The organism is Sutterella faecalis (assembly GCF_006337085.1).
In the GTDB taxonomy this organism is placed as follows: domain Bacteria; phylum Pseudomonadota; class Gammaproteobacteria; order Burkholderiales; family Burkholderiaceae_F; genus Sutterella; species Sutterella faecalis.
This window is the reverse complement of the sequence record NZ_CP040882.1, coordinates 1,015,508-1,034,595: the sequence shown is the minus strand read 5'-3', so window position 1 is coordinate 1,034,595 and position 19,088 is coordinate 1,015,508. Positions and strand designations below refer to the sequence as shown.

Annotated in this window: 12 protein-coding genes; 11 read left to right on the top strand and 1 reads right to left on the bottom strand. The window is 55.1% G+C overall.

Annotation, left to right across the window (positions count from 1 at the left end):
- The first annotated feature begins 70 nt into the window (after window positions 1-70).
- The 7 genes from FG381_RS04130 to FG381_RS04100 all read left to right on the top strand — a co-directional run bounded on the left by FG381_RS04130 (window position 71) and on the right by FG381_RS04100 (window position 12,570).
- On the top strand, window positions 71-2,029 hold the full coding sequence (locus FG381_RS04130) for a PhnD/SsuA/transferrin family substrate-binding protein (RefSeq protein WP_226960386.1): 1,959 nt from the start codon (window positions 71-73) through the stop codon (window positions 2,027-2,029).
- Window positions 2,016-2,648, top strand: coding sequence for a response regulator transcription factor (locus FG381_RS04125; protein ID WP_139687671.1), 633 nt, complete (start codon window positions 2,016-2,018; stop codon window positions 2,646-2,648). The genes FG381_RS04130 and FG381_RS04125 overlap by 14 nt, the downstream gene beginning before the upstream one ends.
- 1 nt (window position 2,649) lies before the next feature.
- Window positions 2,650-4,122 (top strand): FAD-dependent oxidoreductase, encoded by a 1,473-nt coding sequence (locus tag FG381_RS04120; protein ID WP_139687670.1) that lies wholly within the window; start codon window positions 2,650-2,652, stop codon window positions 4,120-4,122.
- A gap of 34 nt (window positions 4,123-4,156) precedes the next feature.
- The gene (locus tag FG381_RS04115) at window positions 4,157-4,897 is read left to right on the top strand and encodes an HAD family hydrolase (protein WP_139687669.1); all 741 of its coding nucleotides are present in this window, start codon (window positions 4,157-4,159) and stop codon (window positions 4,895-4,897) included.
- 443 nt (window positions 4,898-5,340) lie between these two features.
- Window positions 5,341-6,519: an IS630 family transposase gene (locus tag FG381_RS04110; RefSeq protein WP_139687668.1), complete on the top strand. Its 1,179-nt coding sequence runs from the start codon at window positions 5,341-5,343 to the stop codon at window positions 6,517-6,519.
- Window positions 6,520-7,029: 510 nt separating this feature from the next.
- Window positions 7,030-12,003 carry an autotransporter domain-containing protein gene (locus FG381_RS04105; RefSeq protein ID WP_139687667.1) on the top strand — a complete coding sequence of 1,658 codons (4,974 nt, stop codon included), beginning with the start codon at window positions 7,030-7,032 and terminating at the stop codon, window positions 12,001-12,003.
- Between the two features lie 144 nt (window positions 12,004-12,147).
- Entirely contained in the window at window positions 12,148-12,570 is a 423-nt protein-coding gene (locus FG381_RS04100) for a helix-turn-helix domain-containing protein (protein ID WP_139687666.1), read from the top strand.
- A 146-nt stretch (window positions 12,571-12,716) separates the two neighbouring features.
- Here the strand turns inward: FG381_RS04100 and FG381_RS04095 are convergent, their stop codons facing one another.
- On the bottom strand, window positions 12,717-13,697 hold the full coding sequence (locus FG381_RS04095; RefSeq protein WP_139687113.1) for an IS5 family transposase: 981 nt from the start codon (window positions 13,695-13,697) through the stop codon (window positions 12,717-12,719).
- Window positions 13,698-13,899: 202 nt separating this feature from the next.
- Between FG381_RS04095 and FG381_RS04090 the strand changes: the two genes are divergently transcribed.
- The 4 genes from FG381_RS04090 to kdpA all read left to right on the top strand — a co-directional run bounded on the left by FG381_RS04090 (window position 13,900) and on the right by kdpA (window position 18,975).
- Complete coding sequence (locus FG381_RS04090; RefSeq protein WP_139687665.1) at window positions 13,900-14,157, top strand: hypothetical protein; 258 nt, start codon at window positions 13,900-13,902, stop codon at window positions 14,155-14,157.
- Window positions 14,158-14,161: 4 nt separating this feature from the next.
- Window positions 14,162-14,944, top strand: a complete 783-nt coding sequence (locus FG381_RS04085) for an SDH family Clp fold serine proteinase (protein ID WP_139687664.1) — start codon at window positions 14,162-14,164, stop codon at window positions 14,942-14,944.
- Window positions 14,945-15,127: 183 nt separating this feature from the next.
- Entirely contained in the window at window positions 15,128-16,753 is a 1,626-nt protein-coding gene (locus FG381_RS04080; protein WP_139687663.1) for an AAA family ATPase, read from the top strand.
- Between the two features lie 539 nt (window positions 16,754-17,292).
- Window positions 17,293-18,975 (top strand): potassium-transporting ATPase subunit KdpA, encoded by a 1,683-nt coding sequence (gene kdpA / locus FG381_RS04075; RefSeq protein WP_139687662.1) that lies wholly within the window; start codon window positions 17,293-17,295, stop codon window positions 18,973-18,975.
- Window positions 18,976-19,088 lie beyond the last annotated feature (113 nt).

The window sequence follows — 19,088 nt, the reverse complement described above, 5'->3', positions numbered from 1 at the left end:
GCGGAGCTCTTAACGCATTCCGGCGCACGCTGTCCTTCCATTCTGCGCAATGAAACCTTTTTTTCCCCGATTGACTCTTCTCTTCGCTCTTGCGCTTGGGGGCGTTTTTTCGGCGCCCCTTCCAGCTGAGCCCGCGCCGACCGACGCCCTTTCCGGGGCGTCCTTTGATCTTGCCGACGTGAGGAGCATGCAGTATCGGGACCTGGCGTCTGATGACGTGGGTGACCGTGAGAACCTTCAGGAGGAAGCGCGTCCGGGAGACTTCGTCTTTGCCTTTGAGGAAACCGGAAAGAACGAGGCGTACTTAAGAATCGTGCTGCCCCTCGCCGAAGCGCTCCGCATTGCGTTTCCCGACCGCCGCGTGATTGTGAGAAGAATCCCCTCGCACGGCTTTGCGCAGACCGTGAAGGCCGAGCGCATTCCCTTCGTCATTTCCACGGCGGGTTCCATGGTTTCGCTCATTGACGATTCCGGCGCCATTCCGCTTGCCGTCAGGGAACGGTCCTTGGGCGGCGACGCCGCAGCCCAGGCCGCGGGGGGACTCCTCATCGTTGATGCGAGAAGAAAGGAATTGGGGAGCCTTGCGAGCCTCAGGGGGGGAAGAATCGCGGTGGAGAGCAGCCTTTCCTTCGGCCCCTGGCAGTGGCTTGCGGGCCGCCTCGTTTCTGAAGGGATCGAGCCCAAAGGGTATTTCTCTTCTGCCGTCTGGCGTCCTCATGATGTTCCGGAAGTCTTCAACGCCGTGGCGACGGGCGGCGCGGATGCGGGGCTTGTGTCCCTATGCACTTTTGAGACCCTCGTGGAAACCGGCTTCATCGACAAGGATGCCTTCCGGCCGGCAGCCGTTCTTGCCGGAACGCCCGGTTCCTGCCGCTCGAGCACGCCCGTGCTCCCCGACTGGACGGTGGGTTATCTCCCCGCAGCCGAGAGCGGGGCGGTGAGACGCGTGGCCGCAGTTGCCTTCAGCATGCCCGACCAGGAAGGCTGGCGCTGGGGCACGCGCGTGGATTTGTCGCAGGTGCGAAGCCTCATGCAGGCGCTCCATTACGGTCCCTATGCATATCTCGACGAGCAGACGATTCTCGGCTTTGCAAAGCGCCACAGCGAACTTCTTCTGATGGTGCTTGCGGTCTTCCTCTTTGTTGCATTTCATGCGGTGCGCTCCCGCTACCTCGTACGCGTCAGAACGCGCGATCTTGAGGCGGCGCTCGCGGAAAAGAACCGCATGGAAGAAGAGGCGAGAGTCTCGCGCGAGCGGCTCTCCGCAATCGAGCGCGTGGGGCTCCTTTCCCAGATGAGCTCCATGTTTGCGCATGAACTGAAGCAGCCCTTGTCGTCCCTTTCGAACTACATCGGGGGCCTCAAAATCTGGAATGCGAGAAGGAACGCAGGGCCCGGCGACAAGGCGCTCGCCGAAGAGGCGCTCTCCGCCATGGCGGAGGAAACGGGCCGCATTACGGCCATCGTCAACCGCGTGCGCGGCTACGCAAGACAGAGCACGGAACCCCTGAAGCCCTGCGACTGGACGGCAGTCATTCGCCGAGCAATTCTGATTGTTGAGCGTCACGACGCGAGGCGCGTTCCGATCATGACGGCACCCGGCGGCTACCTTGCCGCGGATCCCGCTGACGACCGGGCGGCAATGGTTCTGGGCGATCCCCTTGAACTTGAGCTACTCGTCCTCAACTTAATCCGCAATGCCGCTCATGCGGCAAGCGTGCGCCCGGACGGATTCGTGAGCGTATCGCTCGCGAGAGAAGAAAAGAACTTCGTGCTCCATGTGACCGACAACGGGCCCAGACTTTCCGAAGAAGGCTTTGCGCGGCTCACCGGATACGGCGACTCCGTGAAGCAGGAAGGCTTAGGAATCGGGCTCTCCATCTGCCGGGGGATTGCCGACCGCCACGGCGGGGTGCTGCGCTTTTATCAGCTCCCCCGCGAAGGCATCTGCGCCGAAGCGGTGATTGAAGCGCTGGACGATTCCGCTGGTACGGACGCCCGAAAGGAGAATCGTGATGACGGACATTAAGGAAGCCCTTGTACGGATCGTCGACGACGATGCGGAACAGTTGAAGAGCCTCGCATTTCTTCTCCGCATGGGGGGCTTTGAGGTGATGACCTACCAGAGCGCTCAGGCCTTTCTCGAGATGGATGATCCGAGAAAGCCCGGGTGCCTGCTCCTTGACCACCGTATGCCCGGCATGACCGGAATGGAGCTTCAGGCCGAACTCGTTGAGCGCGGGAGTCTCCTTCCCGTCATCTTTCTTTCCGCCCACGGCGACATCCCGATGGCGATGCAGGCCGTGCACCGGGGCGCAATGGATTTCCTGGTGAAGCCCGCGGCTCCCGATGTGCTCATTGCCGCCGTGGAAAAGGCGGTGAAGAAGAGCTTTGAAGACCTCGCGGCCGACGCCGGACAGGCGGACCTTGCTGAAAAAGCGGCGGCGCTCACCGATCGCGAACTCGAAGTGGCGAGGCTCGTCGCGCAGGGGCTTCTCAACAAGCAGATCGGAGACAAGCTCGGCATTTCGCTTCCCACCGTAAAGCTTCACCGCGGCAATGCCGCCAAGAAGCTCGGCGTTCGTTCGGCCGTTGCCATGGCCAAGGCCCTCGAGGCCGCCGGGCTTCTTTCTGACGGAGGCCGGTGAGATGGCTTATTTGCGCCGCAGGCTTGCGCTTCAGGGATTGGGTCTCCTCACGCTCTCCGGCCTTTGCCCGGAGATTCTCCGGGCAGAACCGGCTCCCGGGAATGGCGCCTCTGATGTGGTCGTGGTCGGCGCGGGCGCGGCGGGCTTTGCCGCCGCGATCGCGGCAAGGGAAGCGGGCGCAGAACGCGTGCTTGTCGTAGAAAAGATGGCGCTTGCAGGCGGCCACATGCTCGTGAGTTCCGGGATGCTCAATGCCCTCGACCCGGAAGGACAGAAGCGCATGGGGCGAACGGATTCAGCCGAGCAGTTCTTTCGCGACACGTTCGAAGGGGGCGGCGGGATCGGGAATCCTGAACTCATTGAACTGATGGTGAAGGAGAGTCCGCACGTCATTACGTGGCTCAAATCCATCGGCGTTGAGTTCGATCCGAAGCTTTATGAGGCTTATTCAGGCGTATTCCCCCGGGCGCACAAAACCTCGCGCGCGAGGAGCGGGCTCGCTTATACGCAGCGGCTTCTTGCCCGCGCCAGGGCGCTTGGGGTTGAAATTCGATACCGAACGCGCGCCGATCGTCTTGTCCTGGGCGCAGGAGGCGGGGTTGAAGCGTTGGTTGTTCAGGCACCCGACGGACGGATGGAGACGATCTCTGCCCGGAGCGTCGTTCTGGCAACAGGCGGATTCGGCGCCAATCTATCGCTCCGCTCGATGTGGGCTCCTTACATTCCGGACGATCTCGGCACCACGTATAGTCCGGGCCGCATGAATGAAGATCCGGCGACGGGCGACGGCATCCGGATGACGCTCGCCGCGGGCGGCGCGGTGACCGGCATGGAATACGTTCTGGCAATTCCTTTCTGGGGCGGACGAATGCTCGACTACCCCGGAGCCGAAATCTTTCTCACCACGGACGGCATGCGCTTCACGGACGAAACCGCAGCCTGGGATACCGTGTTTTCGGATTTGATTGCAACGGGCACAACGGATTTCTGGGTGGTAACCGACAGCAGAAGCGTGAAGGGCGCAACCTTCGCGACCAAGATGCAGCAGGGGCTTGCCGACAGCGCGGAAACGTTCGAAGAGCTCGCCCAAAAAATGGGCATTCCTTTGAAGCGCCTCGAGCGGACGTTCAGGCTTTACAACGCTGCGGCAAGGAGCGGAATCGATCCCGAATTCGGCCGCACGCGGTTCCTTCAGGATCTTGCGAAGCCCCCGTACTACTTCGGGCGCGAGCGTTTTGAAGTGCACTACACCTGCGGCGGAATCGCCGTTCTTCCGGATGCCCGGGTGAGAAGGAAAAGCGAATTCTCGTCCGAGGCGATTCCGGGGCTCTACGCTGCCGGTGAAACCACGGGCGGCCTCCATGGCAAATTCCGCTTAGGGGGCAGCGGCCTTCTCGACGCCTTCGTCTTCGGGCGCATTGCCGGACGAAATGCCGCCCTCCATGCTGAGGGCAGTCCCGCGAAGCCTCTTTGATTCTTTTCTTTTCCCCATCCTTGAAGCTCAAAACATGTTTCTCGATCGACGCATCATCATTTTCGACCTTGACGGCACGCTTATTGACTCCCTCGGCGTCTGGAGTCAGGTCGATCAGGAGCTCCTGAAGCGCCTCACGGACGGCAGAGTGCAGATTTCAGAGGACGAGGCCGGACACCTCCGGATGAGCGCCATGAAGAAGTACGGCGAAGGGTCGGACGCATACCTCAAGTACATGGCGGACATGAAGGCGGCTTTTGGACTTCCCGGGACGCCCGAGGAGATTCATCGTCAGCGCTACGAGCTCGCGCAGGAGTTTCTGCGCACGCGCGTCGACTATCGTCCCGGGGCGCCTGAAGTTCTTAAAGCTCTGAAGCGCGCCGGGAAGACGCTTGCCATCGCCACCACCACGCGCCGCAGAAACATCGACACCTATTCAAAGGAGAACCTGAAGCTTCTCGCCGCTGCGCCTTTCTCAGACTATTTCGATCTCATCGTCACGCGCGACGACGTGGCGCACGTGAAGCCGGACCCGGAAGCATTTTTCAAGTTCCTCGAACACTTTTCCGCCCGCCCAGAAGAGTGCCTCATGGTGGAGGATGCGCTCCCGGGCATTCTGGGCGCGAGGGCTGCGGGCATTGATTCCGTCGTAATTGCCGAGCGCCATTCGGAGACTTCGGCGGAAGTGCTTCGCGGGCATGCCGCTGCATATTACGAAAATCACGATGAGATCCTCAGAACAATTGAGGAAGAAGCGGTCTCGGTACACAGATGAGTACCCGGAGGCAAGAGTAAAAACACGCAGGGAAGAAAAGGGAATTGCCCGAGCGCAAAAAAACGTTAAAGGAGCGCTTCTGAGTTTCTTTTATAGAGTGATTTGTAAGGAAAACTGAATAACTACGGATAGAATCAAAGGTGAGCGGTGACCCGGTCGTAGCGGCCGCCTAATCCCCCCAGGTTAAAGCGAGCCCCTCGCGATTCTCGAGCCTCCTCCCGCGAGGATTCCGGCTCCCGGCCCGAGAGGTGCATTCTCCTCCGACTTCACCGCCTTTCCCGCAGAGGACGCCACATTTATCCCCCTCCAGTCGCCTCTGCGGGCTTTTTTGTGCTGTGAGTTTAGGGGGAAGAGTCGGAACTCTAGTATATCGTTCTGTAAATAAAGCCATTAATTAGCCGATTTTGCTATAATTGGAGGATCCCACTCACTGGAGCCTCCTCATGCCTCGCGGCCGCCCTGTCGTTACCCCTCTGACACTCACTCCAGAGCAGGTTGCCTCACTAACTCAGATCGCCAACTCACGCACAGCTGAGCATCGCCAGGTGCAGCGCGCCCGAATTCTGCTCGGCGCAGCCAGCGGGAAGCCGCAGAAAGAGCTGGCTGAAGAAGTTCAGCTTTCGGTAAGTGCGGTCGCCCGTTTCCTGCGGAAGGCTTTGCAGATCGGCCCGATGATGGCTCTCGAGGATCTCAAGCGCAGCGGACGACCGGCAGCGATCAGCGATGATGCGCGCACCTGGGTGCGTTCTCTTGCATGCACGCCGCCGAAGGATTTGCCGGATGGACCGACGCAGGCGCTTTGGTCAATGGAGACTCTGGCCGCCTACGTGCGCAAACATGCTGAAGAACAACGCTATGGCGAATCGCTCGGCAAAGCCTCAAAGTCCACTATCTGGACAATTCTCGAAGAAGGAGAAATCAAGCCGCACCGCATCCGCTATTACCTTGAGAAGAAGGGGCCCGATTTTGAAGCTAAAGCGAGAGAAGTCCTTCTCCTTTACAAGCGCGTGGAGATCGACCTTCGCTTCATTGATACGCTTGAAGGCTCATCGCAGCCGAACGGCACCGTCTACATCTCCTATGACGAGAAGCCGGGCATTCAGGCAATTGGGAACATTCATGATGATCGGCCGCCGCAGCCTGGAAAAGGCTTTACCCGTCGCGACTACGAATATCGTCGTCACGGAACGCTTTCCCTGCTTGCCGGCATTGATCTGATTACCGGCAAGGTGCACAGTCTGATCCGCGAACGCCATAAGAGCTCAGACTTCGTCGACTTCCTCAGGATGATTGATGCGACGTATGCTGATGAATGCCGGATCTTCATTGTGTTGGATAATCACTCGATCCACACATCGAAGGAAACGCGTGCCTACCTTGATACGAGGAAGGGGCGCTTCCAGTTCATCTTCACGCCGAAGCATGCATCATGGCTCAATCTCATTGAAGCATTCTTCAGCAAGATGGCGCGTCAAAGCCTGCGCGGGCTTCGCGTCAATTCGAAGGATGAGCTGAGGGATCACATTACAAAGTGGATCGATGAAACCAACGAAGACCCCGTGCCGTTCCGCTGGCGCTGGAAGCTCGACGAGGTCCACGAATTAATTAATAGCCTTAATTAACGAACGATATACTAGGCTTTGTGAGGCCGTCAGCCGTTGGTGTGAAAGCGATCTGCGTTTGGACGCGATCGATGGAGTGATTGAGCCTGACCGGGAAAAGAGCAGGACAAATGGAACGAGGGTCGGAAAAGCGGGTTTCTCTTGAGAAAGCGTTTTTTCCGAGGGCAGCCTGGATGTTTCGAACGTCTGGAGATGCCGTACAACTTACAAGAAAATGAGATGCAGCTATTGATAGTGATTACATATTAATTGTATGTTATCGATAGTTTATGTCTTTCATTGCCGTTGCAAGTCCACCACTAATCGTATTCAGGGTTATCCCTCCACATATAGAAGCGTATTTATTTACAGCAACTTCGAAGAAATGAATGTCTTATAAGGGATAACCCCCCCCCCCCGGAAACTTGCTTTTTTAAAGTTCGCTTGTGCCCGCAAAAGGCATGGCGGCGTTTTGCCTGCGGCAACCCATTCCGCAGAGCCGCCCGAAACATTCAATTGGAGTTTCTAACAATGAATAAGACATTCAAGGTCGCCCGCTCCCTCACACGCGGCACGGTCGTGACGAGCGAGAAGGCTTCCTCCTATCAGGGCAAGGCCGTGAAGACGGTCGTTGCTGCTGCGGTTGCTGCCGTGATGGCTGGCGTTGCCGGTTCTGCGATGGCTGCGGACGCCTATGTCGGCGAAGGTGCCAACATTACGGTGACTGAAAATGCAGCGGGTGATGCTGCTGAAACGACGGTCAGCAAGGTCTTCACTGCTGATGCGGAAGGCAAAGCCACGACCACCGAATTTAAAGCTGCTGACTTGCTCCCGGGTTCCACCGTATATCTGCACAACGGTGCTCTGAACTTCACTGCTACCGATAAAGTTGCGGCTGAAGAAACGGTCAAAGACGTTAATGGCTATGGCTCGATCAATTTCACGGCTGTTAATGGCGCGACACCTCACGATGCTAAGCTGACGGTAACCGGTGCCGATGATGCGGCAGCCACGGTCATTGGCGATGAAGGCGATCTGACCATTTCCTTCAAGAATACGGGTTCTGGCGCTCAAAAAGGCACCTCTACTCTGACTTCTAGCGACGCACAAGGACTTACTCTCGGCGTTTCCAAGCCGGTTGATCATCATCAGGCTGGTACCGTGACGCTTGATGTCGCGGATGGCGCTCAGGCGGTTGTTGAGGCATCTTCCGGCGCACTGACGCTTGAAAATGTTGTTTTCAAGAACGCGGGCGATCTGTCCCTCACCGGTACGACTGTTGCGCTCAATTCCGCCTATGAAGGCACGGGCGGTAAGCTGACTGTGAAAGCCACTGATGCAACTGATTCGATTGCCATCAACAAGGCTTTCTCAGACAAAGTTGTGTATGTGGGTACCGATCCTAAGGACATCAAGGACGTAACGGCACAACTGAATGGCACCGTGACTGTCGGTAAAGATGCGTCTTTCTCCGCAGAAACGCTCTATGTTGCTGACAAGAATCTCACGCTCAACGCTGATGGTGCTGCAACGACCGCCAATCTGACGGGCGCTGGTAAGGTGACGGTTGGTGCTGAAGCTACGCTTACGGCGACCACACTCAACCTTAAGGCTTCGACAGGCGGTCTCTCTGTTCAAACCGACGGCACTGCTTCCGGTGATGCCATTGTCGCGACTGGTGCAGACAATGTAATCGAAAACGCCGGCACGATCGCATATAAGACCATCACGGTCAAGGGAACGACGGATGCCGCAACTGGTCTCAAGCTTTCCGGCGTTTCTGGAACGCTCACGGCTGAAACACTGACTATTGGCGGTCCCGCCTCCGGTAGCAAAGGCACATTCGAACTTGCTGCAACAGAACCTGGGAAAGACAAGAACGGGAATCAGCTCTATAACCTGAATGTTCAGACGCTTGATGTCCAGGACTACGGTGTTGCTACCCTGACGAGCGGCAATGCCAAAGTGACCGGAGACATGACTGTTGCTGGTAAGGCCAATGTGTCTGTCGTCAATGCAGAACTCGTTGTCAATAACGGCCTCGTGCTCGCATCCGGCAGCACGGTTGCGAACGATGGCGCCGTTACGGTCGGTTATCTTGACAACAAGACCGCACTGACTGGCGCGGGCGCTCTCACGATCACCGGCGTTGAAGGCAAGACCTCCACGAATGCGGCTACCGCTTCGATCGCCGCAGGCTCGGTAACCGTCAAGGGCGACTTTGTGAACAGCAAGGCTGGTACGGGCGACACCTACACGAAGAACTTCACTGCCGATACGCTGAATGTCGAAGGCGCATCCTTCAAGAACGAAGGCTCGCTGAGTGTTAAGACTTTGACGCTGACGAAGGGCGCTGTCTATACATCCGGTCTTGAAACTGGCAAGGCGGATACGACTGTCGAAGCTGGTGGCTCCGGAATTACTGTCGACGCGTCGACCTTCAATGTCACGGCACTCAACAGCGCGAAGAAGGCCGATGCTACAACGAACGATCTCCTGACGCTCGATGAAGCCTGGACGCTTCAGAACGGCGGCAAGATTACGGTTGCTGGCTCTGAAGATCCGGTTGATGCCAAGCTGACTTCTACGCTCACGCTGAACAAAACGACCCAGAACTTCCGTTCTCTCGAAGTTTCTGGCACCGGTGCCAGCCTGACTTTGACCAATGAGGCTTCATCCGAGATCGGTACTCTTACTCTTACTGAAGGCACGGTAGCTGTCAATGACGGCACTCTCAAAGTCACGGATAAGCTGTACACGGTTGCTGGTCAGAACTTTACGGTTGGTGACGAAGGCGAACTTCTGGTCTCTGCCTCTGTTCTTGGACTGACGGTCAAAGCTGATAATTCTTATGAATTTACTGCTGCGTCCGATGGTAAGAAGTTCAACGGCGTCACCACGAATGATGGTTCGATCGTTGTTGAAGGCGTGACCGGTGAAGTCACTTCTGCCAACCTTGGAACACTTGCGACGACTCTTGGCCAGACTTCTTCTGCCACCGGTCTCCTTGATCTCAGCGGTCTTACAGTCAAGGGTGTTGCCGCTACCAATAACGAAATTGCCTATAAGACGCTGACCGATAACAACCTGAATGGTGGTGTTGTTCTTGATTACCTCAAGAACGTCACCGTCACGGGTGTCAACGCCAACCTCCGCGGTGAATTCGGCAAGGCAGTTCTTGAAAAGGCTACTACTGCCACCCTGCAGGTCGACAACACCCTTGTTCTTAATGGTTCCGGCGATTTGGTTCAGTCTGTTGATGCAAACGACAACAAGAAGCTCGCTGGCGTAACTCTGGGGGCGGGTGGCTTCTTCGTTACCACCGGCGAAGGAGCTGTCATTGGTGCTGTCACTAGCAGCGACTCGTCTAATCTTGGCGAAGTTTATGTCGCCTCCGGAGATCTGACTGTTCAGGGCAATGTCACTGCTGATCTTGATGTGGATGGCAAGCTCACCGTCAATGGCGACGTCGATGCGGGCACTATCTATGTTGAGAAGGGCTCCTTCCAGACGGGCACCGTGGACGTTGACGGCTATAAGACGCCGGGCAATGTGAAGACGAATCTTCTTCAGATCGCAGACACGGGTTCGTTCACTGCTGATGGCAAGGTTACACTCGGTACCCCTGCCCAGGCGGATGAAACTAGCTACGTGTATGGCAATGCCTCTATTGCCGAACTCGATACTGGCACTCAGACGCTTTATGTCGGTTCTTCCTCAGCTGAAGAAAGTGAGTCCGGTCACCTCGTGGTCGGTAAGCTGACGGGCACCAGCAAGATCTTCGCAGATCCGGCGTGGCAGGAAGGCAGCGTGCTCGCGCTTGATGCCGCCTCCACGGTGGTTGTCGGCGAAGTCGCTTCGGGCGCTTCTGTTCAGGCTGGTCAGGGCTCGATCGTTGCGATCGGCGCCACTGCCACGGCTGATGAAGCTGCTCAGCTCTTTGCTCAGACCGGCTACGGCCTCGGCGATCGTACGGTTGAAGCCAACAAGGGCAAGGATCTCGTTAAGGCCGTCCTCTATGTGAGCAATGAAACGGTTGATGCTGAAGGCAAGGTGAGCTACGTCACGGCTACCGGCAACCTCTCGGCTACCGGCGCTACGACGTACTCTGCCGTTTCTGCCGTGAACATCGGGGCCAACACCATGCTCGTCATGGATGCCAACAAGGTCGACACCACGGGCGCTACGGCAGTCTTTGAAAAAGACATTACTTTCAACAAGAATGCCGAGCTCTATGTTGCCAATCTCTCTGCGCACGACCAGATTAAGGTTGGTAAGTTGGTTTCCGGTGCCGAAGACTTTGCTGAACGCGTTGAGGATCTCACGTTCACGGGCGATGTTCTGATGGATGCCGCGCTGACGGTCGACACCACTACCAATGTCGGCACGATCGGCGTCACGATGACGACCGATGAGGAGCTTGCTGCCCGCGGCTACGAAGACATCGTCGGCATGAATGTGGCGCAGGCTATGTACGACCAGAACAAGAACCTCGGAACCTCGAGCTCCGTTGAGTTCAACAACTGGCTCTACACCTCGACCAATGGTCTCGGTACTCCGAAGGCTGTCCGCACGGCCGCTAAGGAAGTTGCGGGCTTGGGCGCCACGACTGGTGTGCAGACGCTCACAATGGACGCCGTCAACCAGATGGCCGACACCGTTGCTGACCGCACCTCGATCCTCGCGCAGCGCGGTCAGGGCGTCAACGTCTGGGCTGACGTGAACGGCGGCAAGTTCGAAGCCAAGACCCTCTTTGATGGCGCGGGCTACAGCTCCGACATCTACTCGGGCGTCCTCGGTCTCGACTACCAGTTCAGCTGCAACGCTGTTCTCGGTGCTGCTCTGACGATCGGCACGGCCGACACGGATTCGAAGAACTCCGGCGTCGCTGCCTCGACGGATTCCGACCTGGTCGGCTTCTCGGTCTACGCTTCGAAGACCTTTGCCGACATCTGGAACGTCTCCGCCGACATCGGCTACCTGCAGGCTTCGAACGACGTCACGGCGAACGGCTATGCCCACGCCTGGAAGTTCTCTGAAGACACGGATGCCTGGACGGTCGGCGTTCGCGGTGAAGTGCTCACGAAGGCGGGTTCCGTCAACATCGTGCCGCACCTTGGCCTCCGCTACACCGCTATCTCGACTGACGGCTTTGAAGCCGGCTATGTCACCGACATCGACGATCAGAACGTCTTCCAGATGCCGGTCGGCGTGACGGTTTCGGCTGACTTTGAGACGAACGGCTGGACGATCGCTCCGAAGTTCGACCTCTCTGTCGTTCCGACCTTCGGCGACAAGGATGCTGACCTCAAGCTCGGCATCACCGGTGTTTCGGCTACCGACGACTACGCCGTCCGCGTCATCGACTCGAACCCGGTTCAGGCTCAGTTCGGCGTCAACGCGACGAACGGTGCCTGGGGCTTCGGTCTCAGCTACAAGCTCGGCGCCGGCTCGGATGATCGCATGAACAACTCGTTCAATGCCAACGTCCGCTACGCCTTCTAATCGAGCGTACCGAATCATCCGGAACTGAAGGTTTTTCCATCTCTTCCGGATGACTTCACCCTTTGACTCCTCTTCTCTTCTCGCCCGGGGTTCCCCGGGCGGGAGGAGAGAAGAGTCTTTTATTTCCTACTTCCGGAGAACGCGATGCCGCTCGATCAGGAGACACCTGACACTGCGCCTTCTGAAGAAAGACGCGAAACAAGAGCGCTTTCGGAAGAAAAGCGCGCGCAGGCGATTGAGCTCTTCAAGCACGGTATCGGCTATACGAAGGCCTCTCGCATCCTCAATATTTCCGTCAACACCGTTCGGGACTGGAGCCGGGGATTCAAGAAAGGCACCTTCAAGGCGAAGATCTCGGAAAACCAATACCGCTATCCGCAGTCCGTTCGCGAGAACGTGATCCGCATGCGGCTCTCCGGCTTCTCCTGGAGCGAGATTTACAAAAGGTCCGGGATTTCGTCAAGCACCGCCCGCAAGTGGGTAGATGACTACTGCTGCTCAAAGGGACGCAGAAAGCAGCTTCTTGTCGTTCCCGAAGTGAAGCCGAAGGAACCCAGCGTTCGCTAAAGTATTTTCAGGAAGGTCTGAGCAAGTACCGATTTTTATGACTGAAACCGGAAAATCCGGTCCAAACACATAAATTTGGTTGTTTACAGTCTAAAAATCTGCACAATATGATGTTTTTTAGGGAAATTCCCGCAATATAGGCACAATTAGGCCTTTAATCTTCTCAGGAAGCAATCCACAGTGAAGAGATTGCAGAGCGCCAGCATCGTATTGATGCGATGAGCATTCTTCGCAAGGCCGCGATACCGGGTCTTGCGGTACGACATCTGAAGCTTCACACGCGCAAAGACATGCTCAACCTTGCATCGAACGCTGGACTTTAAATGCTCAACCCGACGCACAAGGTCTTCAGCCGAGCGCCCTTTCAACACGCCTGGACGGAGGTTGATCCGGTACTCACGCTTTTCAGCTTCCTTATCCGTCTGGAATTCTTCGCGCTTTTCCATCCCGACATAGCCGGCATCGCCGTAGACCTGCTCCGTCTCCGACGGTATTAGTTCCCTTGCACGGCTGATGTCATGCTCGTTGGCGGGTCCGTAGACCGCATTCGTGACGATGCCGATGAGGTCGTCGGTGGCGACGTGCATCTTCATGCCGAAATGCCACGTATTTCCCTTTTTGCCGCTCGCCATTTCCGGATCCCGCTTGTGATCGCGATTCTTTGTTGAGCTCGGGGCCTCAATGAAGCTGGCATCAACAATGCGTCCTTTGGAGAGCATCAGTCCGGCAGCGGCAATGCCGTCGTTGACCCGTTCAAGGACCTGCTTGCCGAGGTTGTGCTTCTCGAGCAGATGACGGAACTGGAGAATCGTGGATTCATCCGGCGTCCGGTCCGCCAGCGCCAGCCCCACGAATTTTCGAGCAGTAGAGTTCTCGTGAAGATAATCCTCCATCTGAGGATCGCTCATGTTGTATACGATCTGCAGCAGATGGATCCGGAGCATCAATTCAAGCGGGAACGGCTGCCGGCCGCGGCGGCCTGACTCGTAATAAAAGGGCTGAATCAGCTCAAGAAGGTCTGACCAGGGGACAAGCTTTTCCAACCGTTCGGTGAGGCGTTCCGTACGGGTTTTGCGGGTTTTCCGGCGAAGACTGATTTCAAGGTCCGAAAACGAAAGCTGTTCCATACGAAGCCTCTCGCAAATCTATTTATGATAGACATATTCTATCATATATTTGATATTTATGCAATTAATGCATTATCTTCGGATTTGCTCAGAGCATCCTTCAATCTCTCTGCAGCACAACTTCGATTTGATTCGTTCTGATGCTGCGGTGTTTTCTTTCGAAAATGCTAATGTTTTTAGATGTTGTTAATCATATTCAAAAATGAAAAATGATAATTCAGATCCAATAAAACAAATTGATTCGAATTGCGGTACTTTATTTTCCGATCATTCTGATGAATGTGTAAATATAGAAAATAAGGAAGAAATGATATCGTTGGAGGAGAAGATCGCATCAAGTCCTTTTAAATTTTATGGGGCCAAACCTGAATTAGATTTATTTTTGAGCGATATAGATTTTGCTACAGGACGGCGAAAAATTCGCTGCATCACCACTATTTCTCATAGTGCGAAGGAGTAATTAAATGCCTACGTGGGATCAATTGCTGCAGGTAGTTGCGCAGCAGAATGCATACGATCAGTTGAGAAAACAGTACATTCGCAAACTTTCCAAATTAACGAATCGAAATGTTATTTGTTATTACTCCGGGTGGCTGCAAAAGCCAAATATTAATGGTGATTTTTCTATTTCAGACCAGGATAAAACAGGCTTCATGACGTGCATGTATGATGAAAAAGAGCGCAAGAAGGGACTGGATCTTATCCTGCATACGCCTGGAGGAGATGTTGGTGCTACTGAGTCACTCATTGATTATCTGAATACCTTATATGAAGGCAATATAAGAACAATCGTTCCTCAAATTGCTATGTCGGGCGGAACGCTGCTGGCACTTTCTGGAAAAGAAATTGTTATGGGGTCGCAATCTAGTTTGGGCCCTGTGGATCCTCAATATGGCGGAATGGCTGTTCAATCGTACCTGGATGAATTTGATCGTGCAAATAAAGAAGTTGTTAATGATAAAACTAAAGAAGCAGTCTGGCAAATGATTATTGGCCAGTTTCACCCAGGCTTTTTGACATGGTGCGAACGTGCAATGGAATGGTCGGTTGAAATTCTTGAAACTGTTTTAAAAAAAATAATATGCTGCGAAATGATGATTCAAAAATACAAAATATTAAAAAGCTACTTGTTGATCAGAGGGAATCAAAAGCTCATAATAGACACATTAATAGAGACAAGGCAAGGGCTGCTGGCATCAAAATTGTCAATTTGGAAGATAATCAAAAATTACAGGACGTTGTGCTGACACTGCATCATTTATTCAGCATTACTTTTCAGCAAACAACATCGGCCAAGATAATCGCCTCAGGCGCTAATGGGGGACGGGCCTATGTAGCACATTCAAATCCTATGTTGACAAATAAAGGTTGACGTTGCTAGTCTGCTTCTAGTTTTATCTGGGGACGTCTACTTTCTTGATGCTTAAAAAGTGCATTCTGCCGAATTTTCTCTATCGCTTGGTACCAGTGAATTTGCTGCACTGCGTGGTGCGAATCAGATTTATGTAGATAAGACGGATCTGATTTTTAATATCGCATCGCAGCGTCGCAAATTTCTGCTGATTCGTCCGAGACGCTTCGGAAAATCCCTGCTGGTTTCTACCTTTGCCTCACTATTTAAGAATGGGGTGGAACATTTTTCGGGATTGACGATAGAGAAGCTGTGGCAGGATCGGAAATATGATGTCGTTCGCCTCGATTTTTCTGGTCTCAAGGAATTTGTCAGCAAGGATCATTTTGAATTCAATTTGAGAAGTGAATTGATCAATGCCTTTTCACCATTGGGCTTCCATTTCGATAAGGAAAATGCGGATGTTTCCTTTTTCGTCCAGCTGCGAACCTGGCTTAATTCGCTGCCGCAAAGCTCCCTCGTCCTTTTGATCGACGAATACGACACGCCGCTGACTGCACATTTAGGAAGTCCGGAAAAGTTCAAGGCAGTTCGAGCGGAGTTGGAAAAATTTTATGCTGTACTGAAGAATGCTGACGGGTGCCTTCGATTCTTCTTTATGACGGGAATTACAAAATTCAGCAATAGAAGCTCATTTTCTGAATTTAATAATTTCAACGATATTTCTTTAAATTCAAAGTACAGCGCTATTCTCGGGCTGACGGAAGATGAAATTGTCAGATATTTTGATCTTCATTTGATCAGAGCTCAAGAAGTCCTTCATCTCAGTAGAGAAGAATTATTGCAGGAGCTTAAGGAAAATTACGACGGATTCTGTTTCGATCGCAATGCGCAAACGCATGTGTATTGCCCCTGGTCCGTGCTGAGCTTTCTGCAAAACCCCGAAGAAGGCTTTTTGAACTACTGGTATGAAAGCGGCGGTCGTCCTGCGGTCCTGAAAGGCTATCTGGCAAGCCACAGGATTGAGAATCCCTTCGAATTTGATGAAGACAAACAGATCCGTCTGACGGATCTTCAGGCGGCCCGCGGCTATGAAACCATCGGTCTCGACGCACTGCTCACACAGGCGGGATATCTCACAATCAAGACGGTACGTTCCAACGGGACAGCCGCCATCGGCTATCCCAATAGAGAGGTTGAGCTCTCGATCGCCCAGCTTTACGCGGATGAACTCCTGCAGGGCAAGTTCATTGACCCGATGGGCGCTCCCATGCTTTCGGATCTCCTCGGAACGGGAACGCTCGAAAGCATCGTGAGGCGCTTCAACGACGGCATTAATCAGATCGACTATCACAACTTTCCCATTGAGAGCGAAGCCGCCTGCCGCGCCTGCATACAGCTCTTCCTGATGGGATCCGCACTGATTCCGGAAGTCGAAAAGCACACGGCCCTTGGACGAAGCGACCTGGAAGTCGCTGTTGGCAGTCGGCGCTGGGTTTTCGAATTCAAGTTCGCGCATTCGTCGGACGAAGTGGAAAACCTTCTCAAAGAAGGAGAGGAGCAGATGCGTTCCCGCCGCTATGGAGAGGGCAGAGAGGGCATCGATTCGAGAGCGCTTCATTGCGCAGTGCTCGTATTTAATGGCGCCGCTCGCCGCTTCGAAGCCTATCGGGAAGTAGGAAATAATTTTCAAGATAATCATTGAATTCAACTACCCAGAGCTGACATCCCGGCATCCCGATGCTTCCGCTGAGGCGTACGCATGCCTCAGCAGAGGCAGCGATATTTACGCGCTATTTACGGGGACAACCCTGACTTTTATACGGCGTTGCTGCGGCCGTCTCTAACCTTCCTCCTGTCCCTTATTTTTGGAGGAATCAAATCCATGTCCGACATCGTCATTCTGGCGATCTGGCTGGTCTTCGTCCTTTTCTGCCTCGGGTTCTTCAAGCTCCTCATGGGCTTTCTCGAGTCCAATCGCTCCTGATGAGAGCGAGCATCTTTAACGGGAATTTCAAGGACCATGACTGGCGCATACATCTTCCTAGGGGTGTGTTTCCTGCTCCTATGCTGGCTTCTTACCGTGCTCTGGCGCGAATGAAGCTGCCCCTCAATATTGTTTGGATTTAACGGGAAGAACCCCAAGAGATTAAGCAAATCCTTTAAGAGCATCCCAAAGCGAAAAGAAATCCTTCGGGAAGCTTTCAGGGTGATTTGCCTCAGGGGTTGAATCCCGCAGCAATCATGACCGCAACGGTTGAATTATTTCTTTTATTTCTCCTGGTTCTCGCGCTCGTCACGAAGCCTATGGGCCGCTGGATGACGCCGATGTGCGAAGGCAAGGCGCCGGCGCCCATTGCCCGCCTCGACGGCGTGCTTCTGAAGTGCCTGGGGCTCCGCGAAGACGCGGAGCAGAGCTGGGCGGGCTATGCGCTTTCGCTCTTTCTCTTCAACGCTTTGGGGTGCCTCTTCCTTTACGGCATTCTGCGTCTCCAGGGCGTGCTGCCGTGGAACCCCATGGGTTTTGCAGGCATGCCTGCCGACCAGGCGCTCAATACCGCCATTTCCTTCGTCACGAACACGAACTGGCAGAGCTACGGCGGCGAAGCTTCGCTTTCCCCGCTCTCTCAGGCGGTCGGCCTTACGGTGCAGAACTTTGTTTCCGCGGGTACGGGCATTGCCGTCGCCTTCGTTGTGATTCGCAGCTTTGCGCGCTCGGAAACAAAGAATCTCGGCAACTTCTGGGTTGACATGGTTCGCATCAATCTTTGGCTCCTCCTCCCCATTGCCTTCATCTTTGCGCTCGTTCTGATCGGCGAAGGAAGCGTTCAGACGTGGAGCGCCGCACAAGCCTTCCAGTCTGTAACGGGTCAGGACGGCAGCATTGCGCTCGGACCTGTTGCAAGCCAGGAAGCAATCAAGATGCTCGGCACGAACGGCGGCGGCTTCTTCAACGTCAACTCCGCTCATCCTTTTGAAAATCCGACGGCGCTTACGAACTTCCTTCAGTGCCTTGCGATCTTCGCGATCTCTGCCGGTCTCTGCTGGACCTTCGGCCACGCGGTGGGCGACATCCGTCAGGGCTGGACCGTCTGGTGCGCCATGGCCGTGCTCTTTGCGGGCGCGCTTCTGACGCTTGCCTGGTTTGAGTATGACGGCGCCAACTTCCTTACGCATTACGGTGCTGCCGAAAGCGCCATGCACATGGAAGGGAAGGAAATGCGCTTCCCGCTATCGCAAAGTTCGCTCTTCTCCGTTGTGACGACCTCCGCCTCCTGCGGCGCCGTCAATAACATGCACGATTCCCTCACCCCGATCGGAGGCCTCGTCCCGATGCTGCTGATGCTCCTCGGTGAAGTGGTTTTCGGCGGCGTCGGCGCGGGCTTCTACGGCATGATGATCTTCATCATCATCGCGGTCTTCGTGGCCGGCCTCATGGTGGGCCGCACGCCTGAATATCTCGGCAAGAAGATCGACGTTCCGGTGATGAAGCTCGCGAGCATCGGCATGCTCGTGACGCCGGTGATCGTTCTGGTTGGTCTCGGGATCTCCTCAATGGGTGATTTCGGCACGGCTTCGATTACGAACCCCGGCCCACACGGCTTCTCTCAGATGATCTACGCGTGGGCCTCGGCCGCGAACAACAATGGCTCCGCCTTTGCCGGCTTCGGCGCGAATACGCCCTGGTACAACCTGAGCCTCGGCGCAGCCATGTGGTTCGGCCGCTTCTTCGTGATCCTTGCGATGCTGGCGCTTGCCGGCGCCCTCGTTCGCGGAAGGAGAGTTCCGTCCTCCGACGGCACGCTCGTCACGCACGGCATGCTCTTTTGCGGACTCCTTGTCGGGACGGTGCTCCTCGTGGGCGCACTCACCTACTTCCCGCTCCTCGCGCTTGGGCCGGTTGCTGAATACGTCTCGCTTCCCTGATTTCACATAAGACCAATGGTTGTTTCAGGCTAAGTCGTACCCCTCGAAGTGCTTCCTCCGCCCGCCCCGTCCAGTCTCTCCCAACTTTGCGATCCATTGAGGGTTGCTCAAAG